Annotated in this window: 18 protein-coding genes; 8 read left to right on the top strand and 10 right to left on the bottom strand. The window is 73.6% G+C overall.

Going from position 1 to position 19,736, the window contains the following annotated elements; all coding sequences use genetic code 11:
* Positions 1-57 precede the first annotated feature (57 nt).
* The 3 genes from ACIP9D_RS05870 to ACIP9D_RS05860 all read left to right on the top strand — a co-directional run bounded on the left by ACIP9D_RS05870 (position 58) and on the right by ACIP9D_RS05860 (position 3,504).
* Positions 58-510, top strand: coding sequence for an SCP2 sterol-binding domain-containing protein (locus ACIP9D_RS05870; protein WP_350868389.1), 453 nt, complete (start codon positions 58-60; stop codon positions 508-510).
* Between the two features lies 1 nt (position 511).
* The gene (locus ACIP9D_RS05865) at positions 512-1,726 is read left to right on the top strand and encodes an acyl-CoA dehydrogenase family protein (protein ID WP_350868391.1); all 1,215 of its coding nucleotides are present in this window, start codon (positions 512-514) and stop codon (positions 1,724-1,726) included.
* A 215-nt stretch (positions 1,727-1,941) separates the two neighbouring features.
* Complete coding sequence (locus ACIP9D_RS05860; RefSeq protein WP_350868393.1) at positions 1,942-3,504, top strand: AMP-binding protein; 1,563 nt, start codon at positions 1,942-1,944, stop codon at positions 3,502-3,504.
* A 13-nt stretch (positions 3,505-3,517) separates the two neighbouring features.
* Here ACIP9D_RS05860 and ACIP9D_RS05855 read toward each other — a convergent pair whose 3' ends face one another.
* From ACIP9D_RS05855 to ACIP9D_RS05835, 5 genes are all read right to left on the bottom strand, one after another.
* Positions 3,518-4,363: a hypothetical protein gene (locus tag ACIP9D_RS05855; protein WP_350868395.1), complete on the bottom strand. Its 846-nt coding sequence runs from the start codon at positions 4,361-4,363 to the stop codon at positions 3,518-3,520.
* On the bottom strand, positions 4,356-4,877 hold the full coding sequence (locus ACIP9D_RS05850; protein ID WP_350868397.1) for a SigE family RNA polymerase sigma factor: 522 nt from the start codon (positions 4,875-4,877) through the stop codon (positions 4,356-4,358). The genes ACIP9D_RS05855 and ACIP9D_RS05850 overlap by 8 nt, the downstream gene beginning before the upstream one ends.
* Before the next feature lie 59 nt (positions 4,878-4,936).
* A complete protein-coding gene (gene purD, locus ACIP9D_RS05845) occupies positions 4,937-6,187 on the bottom strand; it encodes a phosphoribosylamine--glycine ligase (protein ID WP_350868399.1) in 1,251 nt (416 codons plus the stop codon).
* A 95-nt stretch (positions 6,188-6,282) separates the two neighbouring features.
* A complete protein-coding gene (locus tag ACIP9D_RS05840) occupies positions 6,283-7,221 on the bottom strand; it encodes a type IV toxin-antitoxin system AbiEi family antitoxin domain-containing protein (RefSeq protein WP_350868401.1) in 939 nt (312 codons plus the stop codon).
* 196 nt (positions 7,222-7,417) lie between these two features.
* Positions 7,418-8,707 carry an adenylosuccinate synthase gene (locus ACIP9D_RS05835; protein ID WP_350868403.1) on the bottom strand — a complete coding sequence of 430 codons (1,290 nt, stop codon included), beginning with the start codon at positions 8,705-8,707 and terminating at the stop codon, positions 7,418-7,420.
* A gap of 123 nt (positions 8,708-8,830) precedes the next feature.
* Between ACIP9D_RS05835 and ACIP9D_RS05830 the strand changes: the two genes are divergently transcribed.
* Both ACIP9D_RS05830 and ACIP9D_RS05825 read left to right on the top strand, forming a co-directional pair.
* A complete protein-coding gene (locus ACIP9D_RS05830; protein WP_350868405.1) occupies positions 8,831-9,877 on the top strand; it encodes a hypothetical protein in 1,047 nt (348 codons plus the stop codon).
* A 798-nt stretch (positions 9,878-10,675) separates the two neighbouring features.
* On the top strand, positions 10,676-12,493 hold the full coding sequence (locus ACIP9D_RS05825; protein ID WP_350868821.1) for a chromosome partitioning protein: 1,818 nt from the start codon (positions 10,676-10,678) through the stop codon (positions 12,491-12,493).
* A 54-nt stretch (positions 12,494-12,547) separates the two neighbouring features.
* Here the strand turns inward: ACIP9D_RS05825 and ACIP9D_RS05820 are convergent, their stop codons facing one another.
* On the bottom strand, positions 12,548-12,976 hold the full coding sequence (locus ACIP9D_RS05820) for a DUF3151 domain-containing protein (RefSeq protein WP_350868407.1): 429 nt from the start codon (positions 12,974-12,976) through the stop codon (positions 12,548-12,550).
* Between the two features lie 248 nt (positions 12,977-13,224).
* Here ACIP9D_RS05820 and ACIP9D_RS05815 point away from each other — a divergent pair, with 248 nt between their 5' ends.
* The gene (locus ACIP9D_RS05815) at positions 13,225-14,427 is read left to right on the top strand and encodes a hypothetical protein (RefSeq protein ID WP_350868409.1); all 1,203 of its coding nucleotides are present in this window, start codon (positions 13,225-13,227) and stop codon (positions 14,425-14,427) included.
* 58 nt (positions 14,428-14,485) lie between these two features.
* Here the strand turns inward: ACIP9D_RS05815 and fbaA are convergent, their stop codons facing one another.
* Positions 14,486-15,511: a class II fructose-bisphosphate aldolase gene (fbaA, locus tag ACIP9D_RS05810; protein ID WP_350868411.1), complete on the bottom strand. Its 1,026-nt coding sequence runs from the start codon at positions 15,509-15,511 to the stop codon at positions 14,486-14,488.
* Positions 15,512-15,672: 161 nt separating this feature from the next.
* Positions 15,673-16,056, bottom strand: a complete 384-nt coding sequence (locus ACIP9D_RS05805) for a phage holin family protein (RefSeq protein ID WP_350868413.1) — start codon at positions 16,054-16,056, stop codon at positions 15,673-15,675.
* Between the two features lie 137 nt (positions 16,057-16,193).
* Between ACIP9D_RS05805 and ACIP9D_RS05800 the strand changes: the two genes are divergently transcribed.
* Positions 16,194-16,406, top strand: a complete 213-nt coding sequence (locus tag ACIP9D_RS05800; RefSeq protein WP_350868415.1) for a hypothetical protein — start codon at positions 16,194-16,196, stop codon at positions 16,404-16,406.
* Between the two features lie 109 nt (positions 16,407-16,515).
* Here ACIP9D_RS05800 and ACIP9D_RS05795 read toward each other — a convergent pair whose 3' ends face one another.
* Both ACIP9D_RS05795 and ACIP9D_RS05790 read right to left on the bottom strand, forming a co-directional pair.
* Positions 16,516-17,571 (bottom strand): LCP family protein, encoded by a 1,056-nt coding sequence (locus ACIP9D_RS05795; RefSeq protein ID WP_350868416.1) that lies wholly within the window; start codon positions 17,569-17,571, stop codon positions 16,516-16,518.
* A complete protein-coding gene (locus ACIP9D_RS05790; protein WP_350868417.1) occupies positions 17,568-18,053 on the bottom strand; it encodes a SigE family RNA polymerase sigma factor in 486 nt (161 codons plus the stop codon). Before ACIP9D_RS05790 ends, ACIP9D_RS05795 begins: the two co-directional genes overlap by 4 nt.
* Positions 18,054-18,214: 161 nt before the next feature.
* Here ACIP9D_RS05790 and ACIP9D_RS05785 point away from each other — a divergent pair, with 161 nt between their 5' ends.
* Positions 18,215-19,717, top strand: a complete 1,503-nt coding sequence (locus ACIP9D_RS05785; protein WP_350868419.1) for a hypothetical protein — start codon at positions 18,215-18,217, stop codon at positions 19,715-19,717.
* Positions 19,718-19,736 lie beyond the last annotated feature (19 nt).

The following is a 19,736-nucleotide window of genomic DNA, read 5'->3' as shown; positions in this document are numbered from 1 at the left end:
TCGTGCGTAAGGTTACGCCGGAGTAACCAAGTCGGCCCGCCCGAGAGGTGTTCCCCCATGACTGACTTCGATCCGGCCAACTTCGCGAACGTCGGCCCGAAGGAGTTCGCCAAGCTGGTCAAGTCGACCCCCGACGACAAGATCGCCGAGGTGATGTCCGGCGACGCGCGGGGCAAGATCCTGGGCGAGGTCTTCGGCCGGATGCCGTCGCTGTTCCGGGCCGACCGGGCCGGCGCCACCAACGCGGTCATCCACTGGACCATCACCGGCCGGCCGGACGGCGGCAGCGACACCTACGAGGTGGTCATCGAGAACGGCACCTGCACCGTCCCGGAGACCCCGCAGCGCGACCCGAAGCTGACCCTGACCATGGGCCCGGTCGAGTTCCTCAAGATCGTCTCCGGCGGGGCGAACCCGGTGATGATGTTCATGACCGGCAAGCTCAAGGCCAAGGGCGACCTGGGTCTGGCCGCCAACATCGCCAACCTGTTCGACATCCCCAAGGCCTGACATGCCCGAGTTCTCGCTCGACCTGAACGAGGAGCAGCGGGATCTCCGCGACTGGGTGCACGGCTTCGCCGCCGAGGTCGTGCGCCCGGCCGCGGCCGAGTGGGACGCCCGCGAGGAGACCCCCTGGCCGGTCATCCAGGAAGCGGCGAAGGTCGGCCTCTACGGCTTCGAGTTCCTCGCCACCTGCTGGGCCGACCCCACCGGGCTCTCCCTCCCGATCGCCAGCGAGGAGCTCTTCTGGGGCGACGCGGGCATCGGCCTGAGCATCTTCGGCACCTCGCTCGCGGTGGCCGCGATCTACGGCGCCGGCACCCCCGACCAGATGGTCGAATGGGTACCGCAGTGCTTCGGTTCGGTCGACGAGCCGGCGGTGGCCGCGTTCTGCACCAGCGAGCCGGAGGCCGGCTCCGACGTCGGCGCTATGCGCACCCGGGCGGTCTACGACGAGGCCGCCGACGAGTGGGTGCTGACCGGGCAGAAGGCGTACGCCACCAACGGGGGCATCGCCGGCGTGCACGTGGTCACCGCCTCCGTCGAGCCGTCGCTCGGGTCCCGGGGGCAGGCGGCGTTCGTCGTACCGCCGGGCACCGCCGGGCTCAACGCGACCCGCAAGCTGCGCAAGCTCGGGCTGCGCGCCTCGCACACCGCCGACGTCTTCCTCGACGACGTACGGGTGCCCGGCAGCTGCCTGCTCGGTGGGCGGGAGGCGCTGCTCGAACGCCTGGACCGGGCCCGCTCCGGGCAGCGCGCCTCGGGGCAGGCGGCGATGCGCACCTTCGAGCTGTCCCGGCCCACCGTCGGCGCGCAGGCGCTCGGCGTGGCCCGGGCCGCCTACGAGTACGCCCTGGACTACGCCAAGGAGCGGGTCCAGTTCGGACGGCCGATCATCGAGAACCAGGCGGTCGCGTTCGCGCTGGCCGACATGAAGATGGAGATCGACGCCGCCCGACTGCTGGTCTGGCGGGCCTCCTGGATGGGGCGCAACAACCGGCCGTTCACCGCCGGCGAGGGCTCGATGTCCAAGCTGAAGGCCGGCGAGGTGGCCGTCTCGGTCACCGACAAGGCGGTGCAGCTGCTCGGTGGGGCCGGGTTCCTCCGCGACCACCCGGTGGAGCGCTGGTACCGGGACGCGAAGATCTACACCATCTTCGAGGGCACCTCGGAGATCCAGCGGCTGGTCATCTCGCGGGCGATCTCCGGGATGCAGATCCGCTGACGACCGCGCCGCCGGCGCCGGTGTCACGCACACCGGCGCCGGCGGTCGCCGTCGTCCCGCCCACCCGCGCATCGCACGATCCGTGCGTGCTTCGTCACGCCGTGCCGCCGCCGACTGGGCCGGATGCCGCGCCCGGTGCATGATCAAGTGAGACGCCCCGACGGGCGGGGCATCCGTCGCCCCGTCCGCGCACCACCGCCAAGGAGGTCTGCGGCATGGACCTGCCGTTCATCGTCACCACGCTGACCCGGCGCGGACTGCTCACCCCCGGCCGCCCGATCCGGGTCGCCTCGCAGCTCAGCGCGCTGCGCAAATGGGGCTGGAGCCTGGCCGGTGAGCTGCGCCAGGCGGCCGCCCGAGACCCCGGTCGGACGGCGGTCATCGACGAGGACGGCGTCGAGCTGACCTATCAGGACCTGCTCGACCGGGCCGAGCGGCTGGCCCGGTCGCTGCGGGCGGGGCTCGGCCTCCAGGCCGGCGACCGGATCGGGGTGCTCTGCCGCAACCACCACGGGCTGATCGAGACGATCGTCGCGGCCACCCTGCTCGGCGTCGACGCCGTGCTGGTCAACACCGGGCTCTCCGCGGCGCAGCTGGCCACCGTCGCCGAGGAGCAGCGGCTGCGGATCCTCGTGCACGACGACGAGTTCGCCGACCGGGTCCTCGGCCTCCCCGCCGAACTGTCCCGCCTCGACGAACGCGCCCGGGAGGAGTTGGTCGTCGGGGCGCTGCCGGGCGAGCTGCACCCGCCGGAGCGGGACGGGCGGATCATCGTGCTCACGTCGGGCACCACCGGCACGCCCAAGGGCGCCCGCCGGCCCACCCCCGGCGGCTTCGGCCCGCTGGTGTCCATCATCGACCGCATCCCGCTGCACACCCGGGACCGGGTGATGATCGCCGCGCCGATCTTCCACACCTGGGGGTTCGCCGCCCTCCAGGTCTGCTTCGCGCTGCGGGCCACCATCGTGCTGCACCGCCGCTTCGACCCGGCCGCCACCCTCGCCGCCCTGGTGGCGCACCGGTGCGACGCGCTCTTCGCCGTACCGGTGATGGTGCAACGGCTGCTGGAGGTGCCGCCGCCGGACCCGCGCCCACCGCTCAAGGTCGTCGCGGTCAGCGGCTCGGCCCTGCCCGGCGGGCTCGCACCCAGGTTCATGGACGTCTACGGCGACGTCATGTACAACCTCTACGGCTCCACCGAGGTCTCCTGGGCCTCCATCGCCGGCCCCGACGACCTGCGCGCCGCCCCCACCACGGCCGGCCGACCGCCGCACGGCACCCGGCTGGAACTCCTCGACGCCGCCGGTGAGCCGGTGCCGAACGGGCGGGTCGGTCGGATCTTCGTCGGCAACGAGATGCTCTTCGAGGGCTACACCTCGGGCGGCGGCCGGGAGACCCACGACGGCCTGCTCGACACCGGCGACCTCGGCCGGATCAACGCCGACGGGCTGCTCTTCGTCGACGGCCGCGCCGACGACATGATCGTCTCCGGCGGCGAGAACGTCTTCCCGTCCGAGGTGGAGGACCTGCTGGCCCAGCTGCCGCAGGTCCGCGAGGCGGCGGTGATCGGCGTACCCGACCCCGAGTACGGCCAGCGGCTGGCCGCCTTCCTCGCCCTGCACCCGAACGAAACCCTCGACCCGGACGCGGTCCGCGAGTACGTCCGGCACTACCTGGCCCGCTTCTCCGTCCCCCGCGACGTGGTGTTCGTGAAGTACCTGCCCCGCAACGCCACCGGCAAGGTGCTCAGCCGCGAGCTACGCCGCTACTACGGCTGAACACCCGGGCGGTTCACGGATAGAGCGTCAGGCCCGGGGTACGGGCGACGGCGACCAGCTGGTCCACCGTGACCATCAGCGGGGCACCCCCGGAGGGGCTGTCCCGGCCGGCGACCGGGTAGTTGTTCACCGCCACGACCACCGACGTCCCGTCCGATCGCTGCAACAACACCCGGCGGTGCTCATGACGCCGATCGCTCGCCTGGTCGACGCTGGTGACGAGGACGCTTCCGTCGTCCAGCAGCTCGCTCGTGCACCCGCGTGGATCAGACGCGACCGAGCAATCCGTCGGATCGTGGATCGCGGTGGGCAGCAACGAGACCCAGAAGTTGTTGATCCGTCCATCCCGGGCCAACCGGGCGTGCGCCGAATACTCGCGGTAGCTCGGGTGGTAGGTGAACTGGACCAGGTCGCAATCCGGCACCAGCCCGTCGAAGCCGTCCACCGTGAGCCCCGGCGGAAGGTTCGCGGCCAACGCGGGCCGCAGCGCGGCGGTCAGCCGGGCGACCCCGGCGTCGGGGGATTCGGTCGGGCGGGCGCGCACCGTGTCGTAGGTCTGCAGGGGCGGCTGAGGGCCGCTCGGCTTCGGGGTGAGCACCGGGCAGAGTGACGGTTCGTCGGCCGGCGAGCCGGTGCCGACCGGCGGCAGCGGGAGGCCACCTGGCTGCGCTCCCGGGCCGGCAAACAGCGCCGGTGCCACCGCGACCACCGCCACGGCGGCCGCGATGCCGGTGCCGGCCATCGTCCAGGTGCGGTGCCGGCGGCGTTGCCGGTCGGCGGCGATCAGCTCGTCCACGTCGATCCGGGTCGGCGGCGCCCCCGCGACGCTCGCCCGCAACTGCTGCACCAGCTCATCCATCGGTGCCTACCTCCTCGGCTCCCCGCGACGCGCCGACGAGGCGGCCCCGCAGCGCCTCGATCGCCCGCGCCGACTGGCTCTTCACGGTGCCCGGCGTGCAGCCCAGCTCACGCGCGGTCTCCTCGACCGACAGGTCGCAGAAGAAGCGCAGCACCAGGACCGCGCGTCGGCGCGGCGGAAGCTCCGCCAGCAGGGCGAGGATGGTCAGCCGGTCCGCCGTACCCTCGGTGCCGCCGGCCGACGCCGGACGCTCCGGCACCTGTGCCCAGGCGGCCTCCCGACGCCACGGCCGGCGCCGCTCGTCCAGCCAGACCCGCAGCAGGGTCCGCCGCAGGTACGCGTCGGGATTCTCCATGACGGACACCCGCCGCCAGTGCCGCAGCAGCTTGACCAGCGCCGTCGACGCCAGGTCGTCGGCCGTGTGCCAGTCACCGCAGAGCAGGTACGCCGTGTGGCGCAGCGGCTCCAGCCGTGCGCCGACGTACTCGCGGTAGCCCTCTGTGTCGGCCGCCAACCGGCCACCTCCTCGCCTCACCGATCAAACGGAGACGAAAGGGGTGGCGGTTGCCCGACTCAGCCGGGAATTCTGATCCGGCCCTCGACCGCCGCCGCGGCGATGTCGGTCCGGTGCTGGGCGCCGGCCAGCTCCACCCCGCCCACCAGGGCGTACGCGGCGTCCCGCGCGGCGGCCAGGTCGGGCCCGGTGGCCGTACCGCAAAGCACCCGGCCGCCGGCGGAGAGCAACGCGCCGTCGTCGGCCCGGCGGGCGGTGCCGGCGTGGATGATGCCCGGGCGGTCCCCACCGGTGATCACGTCGCCGGTACGCGGCGTGCCCGGGTAGCCCGCGGAGGCCAGCACCACGGTCACCGCGGCGCCGTCCCGCCAGCGCAGCGGCGGGTGCGCGGCCAGCGTGCCGGTGGCCGCCGCGTGCAGCAGCCCGGCGAGCGGGGTCTCCAGCAGCGCGAGCACCACCTGGGTCTCCGGGTCGCCGAACCGGGCATTGAACTCGATCACCCGGGGGCCGTCCGCGGTCATCGCCAGGCCGACGTAGAGCAGCCCGGCGAACGGGGCGCCCCGGCGACGCAGCTCGGTCAGGGTCGGGTGGACCACGTCCCGCATGACCTCGTCGACCAGGCCGGGCGGAGCCCACGGCAGCGGCGCGTACGCACCCATGCCGCCGGTGTTCGGGCCGGTGTCGCCGTCGCCGATCCGCTTGAAGTCCTGCGCCGGCAGCAGCGGCACCGCGGCCTCGCCGTCGGTGACCACGAAGAGCGAGACCTCCGGGCCGGCCAGGTACTCCTCGACCACGACCCGGCCACACTCCTGCGCGTGTCGCAGCGCGGCGGCCCGGTCGTCGGTCACCACCACGCCCTTACCGGCGGCCAGACCGTCGTTCTTCACCACGTACGGCGCCCCGAACTCGTCCAGCGCGCGGGCGGTGCTCTCCGGGTCGGTGCAGGTGTGGGCGCGCGCGGTGGGTACCCCGGCTGCGGTCATCACGTCCTTGGCGAACGTCTTCGAGCCCTCCAACCGGGCAGCCTCGGCGGACGGGCCGAACACCGCGATGCCCTTGGCCCGGACCGCGTCAGCGACCCCGGCGACCAGCGGCGCCTCCGGCCCGATCACCACGAGGTCGACCCCGGTCTCGACCGCGAGCGCGGCCACAGCCGCCGGATCGTTCGCGTCGACCGCCCGCAGCTCGGCGACCGCCGCGATCCCGGGATTCCCCGGTGCCGCGATCAGCTGCGAAACGGCCGGATCGGCCGCCAACCCGAGCGCGAGCGCATGCTCCCGCCCGCCACCACCCACCAGAAGAACCCGCACGCCCCCAGATCCTACGCACCCCCTCCCCCCGGCCCGGAAAGCACCGGTGATCATGAAGTTATTGCCGCGACACGCCGAGGGGCCGGGCAACAACTTCATGATCGACGACCGGAGCGGGCCGCGTTCATCGCCTGGCGGACGGTCCAAGGGATGTAGTCGGGATGCAGGGTGTCGGCCCAGGTGAAGCGGAGGATGGTCCAGCCGGCGTTGACCAGGCGGTTCTGGCGGCGGCGGTCAGCGAAGACCGCCGCCGCGGTATCGTGCGCGGCTCGGCCGTCGGCCTCGGCGATCACCCTCGGGCCGCGCCAACCCAGGTCGCCGATGCCGAGCAGATAGCCGTCGTCGTCGCGTACCTCCAGTTGGAGCGCGTCCGGTGGCACCCGGCCGTCGACGCACCGCAACCGGGTACGCGTCTCCAGCGGCGACTGCGCCCGCCCGTCCGCCTCCGCCAGATGGCGCCGAGCCGCGACCGCACCTCGGCGCCCACTAATCAGGCTTGGAATCGCCAGAAGGTCGTCCGGGGTGACGAGGCCCTTGTTGAGCGCCGAATCGAGCACGGAGATGGCCGGATAGCGATGCTCGCGCAGAATGAGATCCGCCAGCGTGCGCAGCGGCTTGGTGGCGGCGATGCCGTTCACGGCGACGATGTGCGCCGGGGCGATCACCAACTGGTGCACGACCACTTCAGGATGGGCAAGCCGAGCCGGCCTCGCGATCGGACCCGGCACCGTCAGATGGATCTGCTCGGTGGTCCGAAGCCCGGCGATCCCGTGCAACTCGGCGGCGGTGCCGAGGACAGCAGCGGCAGCTGGCCCGAAGGATGCGATTGCCGCCCTGATCCGCGCTCTCCTCGGGACGCCGTCGTGGAGATCGGCATCGACGAGGTAACTGCCTCTAGCGACCGGGCGCCAGAGGCCAGCCCGACACAGTCGCTGCACCTCGTGCACGGTCAGACCAGCCAGGCGTGCCTGTGCGAGCGTGACGATGCCGTCCCGCGCGGCAGCGATCCGCCGCGCCACGGTCAGAGCCTCCATGCCGACCCACTGTCCCGGCCCGGCTCGCTCCGCCACACCCCCTGTGGATAACCACCCCACCCCTGTGGACAACCCCGACCACCCAGCCCGCAGGGTTGATCATGAAGTTATTGCTGCGACACGCCGACCGGCGTGGCAATAACTTCATGATCAACGCGGTGAAAGCGGGGCGGGCCCGGGCCCGCGGCCTGGGGGGTTAGGGGAGGAGGGGGTGGAGGAGGACGTTTTCTTCGCGGCCGGGGCCTACGCCGACGACGCTGACGCGGGTGTTGCAGAGCTCCTCGATGCGGGCGATGTAGCGGCGGGCGTTCTCGGGGAGCTCGTCGGCGCTACGGGCCTCGGTGATGTCCTCCCACCAGCCGTCCATCTCCTCGTAGACCGGGGTGGCGTGGTGGAAGTCGGTCTGGGTCATCGGCATGTCGTCGACCCGCTTGCCGTTGATCTCGTAGCCGACGCAGATCGGCACCTTCGGCAGGCCGGTGAGCACGTCCAGCTTGGTGATGACCAGGTCGGTGACGCCGTTGAGGCGGCAGGAGTAGCGGGCCACGACCGCGTCGAACCAGCCGCACCGGCGCTCCCGGCCGGTGGTGGTGCCGTACTCCCGGCCGATCTTGCGCAGGTGCTCGCCGGCCGCGTCGAAGAGCTCCGTCGGGAACGGCCCGGAGCCGACCCGGGTGGTGTACGCCTTGCTCACCGCGATGACCCGGCTGATCGCGGTCGGCGGGATGCCCGCGCCCACGCACGCGCCGCCGGCGGTCGGGTTGGAGGAGGTCACGAAGGGGTACGTGCCGTGGTCCATGTCCAGCATGGTGGCCTGCGCGCCCTCGAGCAGGACGATGTCGCCCCGGTCGAGCGCGTCCCAGAGCAGCCCCCGGGTCTCCGCGATGTACGGCGTCAGCCGCTCCGCGTACTCCAGGTACTCCTCGATCGTCGCCTCGACGTCGATGGCCTTTCGGTTGTAGACCTTGAACAGGATCTGGTTCTTCTCGCGCAGCGCGAGTTCCAGCTTCTTGCGCAGGATGCCCGGGTCCAGCAGGTCCTGCACCCGGATGCCCATGCGAGCGACCTTGTCGCCGTACGCGGGGCCGATGCCGCGACCGGTGGTGCCGATCCGGGACGAGCCCAGGTAGCGCTCGACCACCCGGTCCAGCGCCCGGTGGTGCGGCATGATCAGGTGCGCGTCGCCGGAGATGCGCAGCCGGGAGACGTCCACACCCCGCTCGGCGAGACCGTCGATCTCGGCGAGCAGCACCTTCGGGTCGACCACCACGCCGTTGCCGATCACGATCTTCGCGCTCGGCGAGAGGGCGCCGGAGGGCATCAGGTGCAGGGCGTACCGCTGGCCGTCCGGCGTGATCACCGTGTGCCCCGCGTTGTTGCCGCCTGAGTAACGCACCACGTAGTCGACCCGCTCACCCAGCAGGTCGGTAACCTTGCCCTTGCCCTCGTCGCCCCACTGAGCGCCGATGAGCACGATCGCTGGCATCTTTTCGCCTCCAGAAGGCTCGGGTGCCAGGTGGCGACCGGTTGGCGAGCCCGGGGTGTCAGGTTAACAAGTAGTGACGGCGTGGCCGGCAGGGGTCGCGTCGAGAGGCAGGAGGCTCCATCCGTGTACGACGTGGTGCTGCTCACCCTCGGCTCGGAGCGGGACGCTCCCGGGGGCTGTGGCAGCGGCGGAGCCTGCTGCGGCGGTGCGACTGACGCCGCGCAGAAGGCCGACGCGCCGGCGCAGACCGACGCGACGACGCCCGACGGGAAGCCGGCGACCACCGCCGAGCGGTGCGAGACGCCGCGGGTGCCGGTGCTGGCCTGCGCGGACGCGCTGACCGCCCGGGGCGCCCGGGTGGAGACGGTCACCGCCCGCACCGACGCGCAGATCGACGAGGTGCTGGCCCGGCTCGACGGCCCGCCCCGCCCGGACGGCCTCGTCTGGCCGGATCCGGACTCGAAGACCCGGCTCGTGGTCGCTACCGCTAGTGACGCACAGTTACGGGCCGTGCTGCGCCGGCTGGTCCGGCGGTACGCCCCGCCCCCGAGCCGCCGCCCCGACGACCTGCCCATGGGCCGGACCGTGCCGGACCTGCCGCCGGTCGGCGTACTGCCGCTCGATCCGGCCCGTGGCACGGCGCACCGCGACCTGGCCGCGCAGCTCGGGTTGCCCCGCGACCCGGCGGCGGTGGCCACCGCGGTGCTCGACGGCACTCCCCGCCGGCTCGACCTGCTGCGCAACGACGGTGGTTCGGTGACGCTGGACGGCGCGCTGCTGGGTGCGGCCGACGAGGCCGGTCGGCCGCTGCACTGGCGGGGCCGGGTGGAGGTCGACGACACCGTCCTCTCACACGGCGACGACCCGCTGCTGGCGTGCGCGATCGGGAACGCCGGCGGCTACGCGACGCTCGACGACGTGGCCCTGCTGGGCCGGGTGGACCCGACCGACGGTCTGGTCGAGGTGGCCGTGGCGGTACCGGTGGTGACCCGCTCCACGTTCGGTCGCAAGCGGGTACGCCTCGAGGTGCGCCGGGCCCGGGGCCGGGCCGTCGCCGTGCTGCCCCGCGACGAGAAGGTGCCGTACCTCGACGACGGTGTCGAGGGCCAGCTGAGCCGCAAACGGTCCTGGTGGACGGAGCCGGGAGCCTGGGCGGTCTGGGCGGCCTGACCCTCGCGGCCCCGGTTTCGCGGTCCGACCATCGTCGGCCGGTGGGCCTATCCTCGGCAGGAGGAATGGGGAGGAACCGTGGTGGACGAGAACGCCGACCGGGTGCGCGTACCCGGCCAGCAGCCGGTGCCGGAGCGGGACATCGAACCACTCTGGCCGCCGGATCCAGCCGACTCCGGGGCGGCTGGGGCGACACCGCCCTGGGCTGCGGTGGCCGTGCCGTCCCCGGCCGACCCGAACAGCGCGCGTCCGCCCGCCGGGCCCTACGCCGCGCCGTCGGGCGGGGCACCGGTTCCCGGCCAGCCGCCGTCCGGTCCGCCGGTTCCCGCCCCGCCCTACGCGGCTGACTACCCCTCGCTGACCAGCGCGATGCCGACGTCGGGCGGCTGGACGACGCCGCCGCCTACCTCCGGCGCAGCCGCGGCCCCGCAGGCCAACTGGCAACCACCGACAGCGGACACTCCCGCTGGGCAGACCGGCTGGCAACCACCGACGGCCGGCACGCCCGCAACGCACACCGGCTGGCAACCGCCCGCGCCCGCCGCGCCGCCCAGCACAGCCGGGCCGGCCAGCACAGCCGGGCCGGCCAGCACCGCCGAGCCGGCGACCAGTGGCTCGCCGGCCACCGGCCGGGTCGATCTCGACATGCCGTTCACCCTCGACCAGCCACCGCCGCCGACCACCGGCCGCACCAGCCGCGACCAGCCGGCCACACCGGCCACGGCCAGCGCCGGCCCCGACCAGCCGGCCGCCCCAGCCAGCGGGCCTCCCGTCGAGCAGGCGGCCACCGGTCGCACGATTCCTGATCAACGGCCCGCACCACTGGCGGCCGACCGGGAGGTCACCGAAGGTCGGCCCGAGCCGTCCACCCCGGGTGGGGAGGCAGCACCCAGGCCGGCCACGCCCGGTGGGGAGGCAGCGCCCCGGGCGGCCGCCCCAGGTGGCCAGGCAGCACCCGGGCCGGCCACCCCGGGTGGCGAGGCAGCACCCGGGCTGGCCACGCCCGGCGGGGAGGCGGCACCCCGGCCAGTCGGGTCCGCAGCGGTGGGCGACGTCGCGGCCGGCGGGGAGCGTCCGGGAGACGGCGATCGGTCTGGTGGCGCGGGCCGGCCCGGCGAGTCGCCCTGGGCCTATCCGCCCCAGCGACCGACCACCATCGACGCGACCCGGGAGGAGACTGCGCCGGCCACCGGCACGGCAGCGCCCGACGCGACCAGCCGCCCGGTCGGCACCCCGCCACCGCCCGAGGTCGGCAATCCGCACGCGGTCGGTACCGCGACGGCGCCCGGCGTCGGCAATCCGCATGCGGTCGGCACCGCCACGACTCCCGGCGCCGGCAGTCCGCACGCGGTGGGCGGCGCGACGACGCCCGACGCCGGCAGCCCCGGAGTGACGGCCGTGCCGCCGCCGCCCGGTGATCGCCCCGCGGTCGGTGCCCCGCCCTGGCCCGGCGTCGCCGGGCAGCAGCCTCCGCCACCGCCGTCGACCGCGCAGCCCGGCGATCCGGTACCGGCGGCGCCCCAGGTCGGGGCGCCCCCGCCGCCCGGCCCGTTCCCGCCGTCGCCCGGCTGGTACCCGCCGCCCTGGCAGCAGGGTGCGGCCGGGACGCCGCAGGCACCGCAGGCGCAGCCGGAGCAGCCGGCCCCGGCGCCGTCGGGCTATCCGGACGCCAACTGGACCCCGGAGACCACCGCCGCGCCGACCGCCGAGGACTTCGCCCGTCGCCGGCAGGTACGTCCCGCCGACCCGGTGGCCACGATGGGCGTACGGGCGGTGGCCAACAAGATCGGCCTGCGTCTCGCGCCCGGGCGGCACGAGCAGGAGCTGAAGCGGGACATCGAGATGGTGCGCCGCAACTTCGGCGGGCTGCGCCAGGTGACAGTGGTCAACCCGAAGGGCGGCGCCGGCAAGACCGTCGCCATCCTGCTGCTCGCGATGACGTTCGGCCAGAAGCGCGGCGGCTACGTGCTGGCCTGGGACAACAACGAGACCCAGGGGACGCTGGGCATGCGGGCCCAGCAGGACTTCCACTCCCGCACGGTGCGGGACATGCTGCGCGACCTCGGCCAGTTCCAGGGCGCGCACGGGCGGGTCGGCGACCTGTCGCAGTACGTCCGCTCGCAGGGCGAGGGCATGTTCGACGTGCTCGCCTCGGACGAGTCGGCCACCGGCGGCGAGATGCTCACCGCGGCCGCGTTCGCGGAGATCCGCGAGGTGGTCAGCCGCTTCTACAAGCTGATCTTCGTGGACACCGGGAACAACGTCCGGGCGCAGAACTGGCAGGCCGCGATGGACGCCACCGACCAGCTCGTGGTCACCATGTCGGCCCGGAACGACTCGGCCGAGACGGCCGCCCGGATGCTCGACCACCTGGAGCAGAGCGGCCGGCAGCGGCTGGTCCGGCAGGCGGTCACCGTGGTGTCGATGCCGCCGTCCCGCAAGGAGATCGACCTGCCGGCGATCCAGGAGCACTTCGCGGCGCGTACCCGGGCGGTGCTGCTGGCGCCGTACGAGCGGCTCATCGACAGCGGCGAGCCGATCCGCTACGGCGCGCTCTCGTCGGCCACCCGGGACGCCTGGTTGAAGATCGCCGCCGCGGTGGCCGAGGGGCTGTAGGAACACCCCCTGCGACGGCCGGCCCGGTGCTGCCGGGCCGGCCGTCGGCGTGGGTCAGTTGCTGGCCAGGGCGTCCGCCGCGGCCGGGTCGCAGTCACGGAGGAACTGGGCGCAGCGGGCCGCCTCGTCCGCCTCGCCGATCTCGTCGGCGGCGCGGGACAGCACGTAGAGGCAGCGGAGGAAGCCCCGGTTGGGCTTGTGCGACCAGGGCACCGGGCCGTGGCCCTTCCAGCCGCTGCGGCGCAGCTGGTCGAGGCCGCGGTGGTAGCCGGTGCGCGCGTACGCGTACGCCGGAATCACCTGGCCCGCCGCGAACGCCCGCGCCGCCAGCGCCGCCCAGGCCGCGCTGTTGGTGGGATACCGCGCCGCCACCTCGGCGAACGCCGCCTCGTCGCCGGCCTGTTCGGCGGCGGCCAGGGCGGCGGCGGCCTCGTCGTGCGCGGGGAGGAGGGTGGCCGGTGGCTCCGGCATGAGGTTCTGCATCGCCCCATTCAACCCGCTTCGCCGGCCGACACGCGAGAGGGTCGGCCGACCCGGATGGCTGAACGGCTGAGGAGTTGGTCACGCCTGCGGCCTATGCCGCTCGGAGGTGTTTTCCACTACAACTATTGGTCCGGAGCCTCCCCAGGACCCGGTTACGCAGGAGCCCGGTGGCCACGGCCACCGGGCTCCTGTCGGTTCCGGCCCCGGCCGGCGTTTGGCCGGGCCGGTCGGCGGGGCAGGATGGCCAGGTGCCGACCCCACCGCCCGCGGACGTCATCGAGCCGCACCCCACCGACGAGATCGAGACCCGCGCCGAGTTCGACCGGCGGCTCGCCACCGGCAGCCTCGCCGGGCTGACCGTCCAGGGGCTCCGCCTCGACCTGGCGCCGGTCCCGGACCTCACCGCCGTCACCGTGACCGGGACGCTCTTCGTCGGATGCCGGTTCGCCTCCCGGGAGGTCGGTGCCGACCTGGTCCGGCGCGGCGCCAACGTGGTGCCGCCGTTCTCCGGTCTGCCGTACCCGACCCAGCCGTCGCACCTCTACACCCCCGAGGAGCTGGCCGCCGGCTTCGCCGAGGGCGGGTTCGCCGGGATGTACGACACCCGGGTGTACGCGCACTTCCGGGCGCACGGCGGCGCGCTGCCCGACGTCCGGGAGGCGCTCGGCCAGCGGCTGCACGACCACGGCGTGGACAACGCGCTGGCCGACGCCACCCGGGCCTGGCTGGCGGCGTACGGGCCGCAGTCGGTGGTGGGGATCATGGGCGGGCACGCGGTGCCGCGCGGCAGCGTGTCGTACCGGATGGCCGCCGTGCTGGGCTGGGAGCTGGCCCGGGCCGACCGGCTGGTGGTCACCGGCGGCGGGCCCGGGGTGATGGAGGCCGCGAACCTCGGCGCCTACCTGGCCGGCCGGCCGGCGGAGGAGCTGACCGCGGCGATCGACCTGCTGGCCGCGGCGCCCGACTTCACCGACCACGACCGGTACACGGCAGCCGCGCTGGGGGTGCGGGAGCGCTACGCCCCGCCGCCGGTGCCGCAGCAGCGTGCCGCCGACCTGGGTTGGGCGCGCACCGGCGGGTTGGCGATCCCGACCTGGCTGTACGGGCACGAGCCGGCGAACCTCTTCGCCGGCCGGATCGCCAAGTACTTCTCGAACGCGATCCGGGAGGACACCATCCTGCGGCTGGCCCGGGGCGGGATCGTGTTCGCGCCGGGTCGGGCGGGCACCGTGCAGGAGGTGTTCCAGGCGGCCACCAAGACCTACTACGGCACCGACGGCGCCAGCGGCGCGTACGTCTTCCTGGACCGCGCCTACTGGACCCGGGAGCTGCCGGTCGAGTCGCTGCTGCGTCCGCTGCTGGGCGCGTCCCCGTTCGGTGACCTGTCGCCGACGATCCACCTCACCGACGACGTCCGGGAGGCCGTCCGGGTGCTCACCGCCGCCGCCTGAGCAGACGGCGACGGCCGGCTCCCCGGGCGGGGGGCCGGCCGTCGCGGTGAGCGGGTGGTTACTTGTTCATCGTGGTGCCGGTGGAGCGCAGGTGCTCGCAGGCCTCGACGACCCGGGCGGCGAGCCCGGCCTCGGCGGCCTTGCCCCAGGTGCGCGGGTCGTACTGCTTCTTGTTGCCGACCTCGCCGTCGATCTTCAGCACGCCGTCGTAGTTGCGGAACATGTGGTCGGCGACGGGCCGGGTGAAGGCGTACTGGGTGTCGGTGTCGATGTTCATCTTCACCACGCCGTAGTCCAGCGCCTCGCGGATCTCCGACAGCAGCGAGCCGGAACCGCCGTGGAAGACCAGGCTGAGCGGCTTCTCCTTGCCGTACTTGGCGCCGACCGCCATCTGGATGTGGTCGAGGACCTCGGGCCGCAGCTTGACGTTGCCCGGCTTGTAGACGCCGTGCACGTTGCCGAAGGTCAGCGCCGCCATGTAGCGGCCCTTCTCGCCGAGGCCGAGCGCCTCGACCATGGCCAGGCCGTCCTCGACCGTGGTGTAGAGCTTCTCGTTGATGGCGTTCTCGACGCCGTCCTCCTCGCCACCGACGACACCGACCTCGATCTCGAGGACGATCTTGCCCTTGGCGGCCTCGTCGAGGAGCTGCGCGGCGATTTCCAGGTTCTCCGCCACCGGCACGGCCGAGCCGTCCCACATGTGCGACTGGAACAGCGGCTCCTCGCCGCGCTTCACCCGCTCCTGCGAGATGCCCATCAGCGGCCGGACGAACTTGTCCAGCTTGTCCTTCGGGCAGTGGTCGGTGTGCAGGGCGACGTTGACCGGGTACTTCTTGGCCACCTCGTGCGCGTACGCGGCGAACGCCACCGCGCCGGTGACCATGTCCTTGACCGACGGGCCGGAGAGGTACTCGGCGCCACCGGTGGAGACCTGGATGATGCCGTCGCTCTCGGCGTCGGCGAAGCCCTTGAGCGCCGCGTTGAGCGTCTGGGAGGAGGTCACGTTGATCGCGGGGTACGCGTACCGGCCCGCCTTGGCGCGGTCCAGCATCTCCGCGTAGGCCTCGGGGGAAGCGATGGGCATGTCAAACGCTCCTTACTTACCGCTCTCGGCCGTGCAGGCCGCTGTTGTCCATGGGTGCGCCGGACCGCGCTGTCCTCCGCCCGGCAGTATCCCGCAGCCGGTGCGCGCGGACGCAACCGACCCGGTGCACGTCCACCCGTCGGTGGCCCCGGCGCGGCCGGTCACCGGTCGTCCAGGCTGTCCGGCAGCACCACGCTGATCAGCCAGGTGACCACGGTCATCACGATGGCGCCCCAGAACGCGGCCCAGAAGCCGTCCACCCGGAACGGCAGGTCGAGCGCATGGGCGATCCGGTCGGTCAGCAGGAACAGCAGCGCGTTGACGACCAGCGCGAACAGGCCCAGGGTCAGCAGGTAGAACAGGCAGCCGATCACCTTGATCACCGGCTTGAGGACCGCGTTGACGACGCCGAAGATCACTGCGACCACGACCAGCGTGAGCACCGTGTTGGCACCGGACCGGCCGCTCACCTCGACGCCGGGCACGATCAGCGTGGTGATCCACAGCGCCACCGCGGTGATCGCCAGCCGGATCAGGAAGCCCACGGCCCCATCCTGGCACCGGCCGTACGCGCCGGAGGGGCGATTCGGCCGACTCGGTCCCGCCGCGCTCCGCGAGCGCCCCGCAGACGCAGCCCGTACGGTGTGTGGGGTAACCGCCCGCCGAGATCCAGGGAGGGACGATGAGTCAGCCCGACGAGGACTTCGCCCCCAGCGCCCACCTCAGTCCGGAGGAACGCGACCTGGAAGCGGAGCCGGCCGACGCGGTCGAGCAGGCCACCACCGTCGACCCGGTTGACGGCGATCCGGAGCCGCACCGCGGCCTGGAGGTCGACGACTGGGACGCGATGGAGCAGGCGCGGGTGGTCGTCGGCGACGAGGACGACTACCGCTGACCCGACCAGCCGTGACCAGCGCCGGCCGCGAGCGACGCGGCGCGGGAGCTGCCCCGGCTCGGAGAGCGGTGTGCGCCGCCCGGCGTACCTGCCGGACGGCGCGGCCCGCTCAGCGCAGCCGGGTGACCCGGTCCGGGTTGGCGGCGGCCCACTGGGCCAGCCGGTCCTCCCGCAGCGCGCCGAGGAAGGCCGGCGCGGCCTTCGGATCGGCATGCAGCCGCCAGGCGGGGCCCTCCGGCGGCGCGACCGGAAGGCTGAGCCCGACCGGCTCGGTCGACGCCAACTGCGGTACCACCCGCAGCAGGTCGGGCAGCGAGCCGCCGGCCACGGTCAGCTCCGGGCCGACCTCGGCGACGAGGCGGGATAGCTGCACGGGATTGGTCAGGACATCACGCGCCGCGGCCTGGCGGACCAGCCCGGCCGCGAAGCGCTGCGCGTTGCGGTCGCGGTCCAGACCACCGTCGGGCAGCCCTTGCCGCTGGCGCAGCAGGTCGACGGAGGCCGCGCCGCCGAGCCGCTGGCAGCCGGCGCGGAAGACCCGGTCGGTGTGGACCGAGCGGACCTGCTGCGGCAGGCAGACCTCCACCCCGCCCAACGTGTCGGTCACCTTCCGCAGCACCGGATAGGTCAGCACGACGCCGGCGTCGACGGGTACGCCGGTCACGTCGGCAACGGCCCGCCGGGTCAGGTCGTATCCCCGGCTCAGGTCGCGGCGGTCGGTCCAGGCGCCGTACGCGAAGGCCGCGTTGAGCTTGTCCCGGTGGAACCCGGGGATGTCGACCTCCAGGTCGCGCGGGAGCGAGATCAGGTACGGCCGGCTGCGGTCGGCCGGGATGTGCACGATCAGCACCGAGTCGGCCAGCGGTGGCGCCTGGCCCGACCTCAGGTCCAGGCCGACCAGCAGCACGTTCAGCGCCCCGGCCGGGGCCGGGGACGCGGACCGCTCGGCCAGGGTGCCGTCCGTGACCGCCGGGGCGGGCGTGAGCTGCGGAATCCCGACCCCCAGGCCGCCGACCAGGGCGAGTGCGACGCCGGCCGCCCGGAACCGCTGCCGGCGACGGCGACGTACGGCGGCCACCCGGTCGATCGCCGCGCGCACCGGGCCGGCGGCCGGGGTCAGCGCCTCGTGCCGGGCGAACGCGGCCCGCAGGTTCTCCTCGATCATGAACTGACCTCCACGTACTCGGTCCGGAGCGTGGCCAGGGCGCGGGAGATGGAGGAGCGGACGGTGCCGACGGCGCAGCCCAGGATCTCGGCGATCTCGGCGTCCGGCAGGTCCTCGTAGTAGCGCAGCACCAGAGTGGCCCGCTGCCGGCGCGGCAGCCGGGCCAGCCAGGACCAGACCTGGTCCCGGTCCACTGCGGACTGGGCGTGGTCGGTCGGCTCCGGCACCACCTCGTCGGGCTCCGCGCGCAGCAGCACCCGGCGCACCCAGGAGCCCCGCCGCCAGTCGATGTACTGGTTGGTGAGCATCCGGCGCACGTACCGCTCGGGCAGATCCGCCCGCGCCACCCGCCGCCAGTTGAGCTGTACCCGGACCATCGTCTCCTGCACCAGGTCCTCGGCCTGATGCGGATCACCGGTCAGCATCACCGCGTACCGCAGCAGCGCGGCGAGCCGCGAATCCGCGAACTCCTCGTAGGTCACTGCACCTCCCGGTCTCCTGCCCCTGATGACGGATCCGGGCGGGCGGAACGTTGCGGCCCGGTTCTAGCCGACCGGCAGCCCAGCCGGCCGGGCGCGGCGGCTCCCCGGACAGTGACATCCGTGAGAGCCTGACCACACTCCGCCACCGACGGGAGGACATCATGTTCCGGCACTCCGTCCGACGCTGGCTCGCCGGGATCAGCGCAGCCGGCGCGCTGATCGCCGTGGGCGCCACGCCCGCGGTCGCCGCGCCCGGGCAGCTGCGGATCGCGTCCCGGGACGTGCTGGTGGCGCCCGGCCACAGCGCGCTGGGTTACATCGACGTCCGGATCGAGGGCCAGGACCTCCAGGTGCGCCTCGACATCGACGCGTCCGAATTGGCGGCGCTGGGCGGCTTCGAGCTGACCGACAACGGGTGGGACTGCACCCGCAGCGCGAACCTGCTGCGCTGCACCACCACCGCCGACCGGTGGGGACGGACGCCCCGGCTCTACTACCGGGTGTCCGCGCGGGCGGACGCGACGCTGGGCGATGAGGCCCAGCTGAGCATCACCGGAACGTCGGCCGTCGGGACGGCCTCCCGGACCACCACGGCCACCGTCGTCGAGGGAATCGACCTGCAGACCGAGCCGCGGGCGCCGCTCGCCGCCGCCCCCGGCGCCCGGCTGGAGCTGCCGAGCACGGTACGCAACGCCGGTCCCGTTCCGGTGGACGGCGCGGTGCTGGTGTTCACCGCGGACTGGCTCCTCGGATACACCGGCAACTTCCGCAACTGCCGCCACCAGGAGGGCCTGCCCACCATCTGCCGGTTCGACACCGAACTACGACCCGGCGTGTCCTACCGGCTCTCCGTACCGCTGCCGCTCGCCCTCAGGCAGAGTGCGCGCAGCGGGCTGGTGCTGGTCAACCGCCTGCAGTGGTGGACGACGGACGACTGGGCGCTGGTCGAGCGGGCTCCGGACGAGTCGCTTCCGCCGGACACCCCGGGCACCGGCGAGGAGCTGCGCCTGGTCGAGCAGCCGGCGACCCGGCAGACCGAGACGTCACCCTGGGACAGCTTCACCGCCGTCGATCTCAGGGTCACCGGTGACCAGACTGCCGACGCGGCCGCCGTCGGCCGCAGCACCAGCGCCCGGCCCGGCGACCGGGTGCGGGTGTCGCCCGGCTTCGACAATCTCGGGCCGGCGGCCGTGGAGACCTGGCGGATGTCGCCGCTGGTGCGGGTGGGGATCCCCGAGGGCAGCACGGCGGTCACGGTGCCGGAGACCTGCGCGCCGATCGGCGAGGGGGAATGGAAGCCGGGAGACACCTGGGGTCAGCTGGGAGCCCGGGCGTACGGTTGCCGCCCCCAGACCGACTTCGCCTTCCCCGGGCGACCGGTGACCTTCACCTTCACCCTGCGGGTGGACCGGCTGACCACGCCGACCTCCGCTCCGGTGACCATCGACATGCCGGGAGACACCAACGCCGCCAACGACACGGCGCAGATCACCCTCACCCCGCGCAGCGCGGCCCGAAGCGGCGTCGGTGGCGGGAACGACGACTCCCTGCCGATCACCGGCGGCTCCACCGGGGCGCTCGCCGCCCTGGGTGTGCTGCTCTTCGCCGCCGGCCTCACCGGCCACCTCGTGACACGGCGTCGCCGCACCCGCTTCGTCGCCTGATCCACTGCTGGCGGGTGCT

Source organism: Micromonospora sp. NPDC093243 (assembly GCF_044753725.1).
Lineage (GTDB): Bacteria > Actinomycetota > Actinomycetes > Mycobacteriales > Micromonosporaceae > Micromonospora.
This window is presented reverse-complemented; position numbering and strand designations above follow the sequence as displayed.

Coding starts and splice junctions, on each gene's coding strand:
- ACIP9D_RS05865 (WP_350868391.1), top strand. CDS start 512: ATGCCCGAGTTCTCGCTCGACCTGAACGAGGAGCAGCGGGATCTCCGC.
- ACIP9D_RS05840 (WP_350868401.1), bottom strand. CDS start 7,221: ATGGAGGCTCTGACCGTGGCGCGGCGGATCGCTGCCGCGCGGGACGGC.
- ACIP9D_RS05785 (WP_350868419.1), top strand. CDS start 18,215: ATGTTCCGGCACTCCGTCCGACGCTGGCTCGCCGGGATCAGCGCAGCC.
- ACIP9D_RS05860 (WP_350868393.1), top strand. CDS start 1,942: ATGGACCTGCCGTTCATCGTCACCACGCTGACCCGGCGCGGACTGCTC.
- ACIP9D_RS05795 (WP_350868416.1), bottom strand. CDS start 17,571: ATGATCGAGGAGAACCTGCGGGCCGCGTTCGCCCGGCACGAGGCGCTG.
- ACIP9D_RS05835 (WP_350868403.1), bottom strand. CDS start 8,707: ATGCCAGCGATCGTGCTCATCGGCGCTCAGTGGGGCGACGAGGGCAAG.
- fbaA (WP_350868411.1), bottom strand. CDS start 15,511: ATGCCCATCGCTTCCCCCGAGGCCTACGCGGAGATGCTGGACCGCGCC.
- ACIP9D_RS05820 (WP_350868407.1), bottom strand. CDS start 12,976: ATGCAGAACCTCATGCCGGAGCCACCGGCCACCCTCCTCCCCGCGCAC.
- ACIP9D_RS05870 (WP_350868389.1), top strand. CDS start 58: ATGACTGACTTCGATCCGGCCAACTTCGCGAACGTCGGCCCGAAGGAG.
- ACIP9D_RS05800 (WP_350868415.1), top strand. CDS start 16,194: ATGAGTCAGCCCGACGAGGACTTCGCCCCCAGCGCCCACCTCAGTCCG.
- ACIP9D_RS05855 (WP_350868395.1), bottom strand. CDS start 4,363: ATGGATGAGCTGGTGCAGCAGTTGCGGGCGAGCGTCGCGGGGGCGCCG.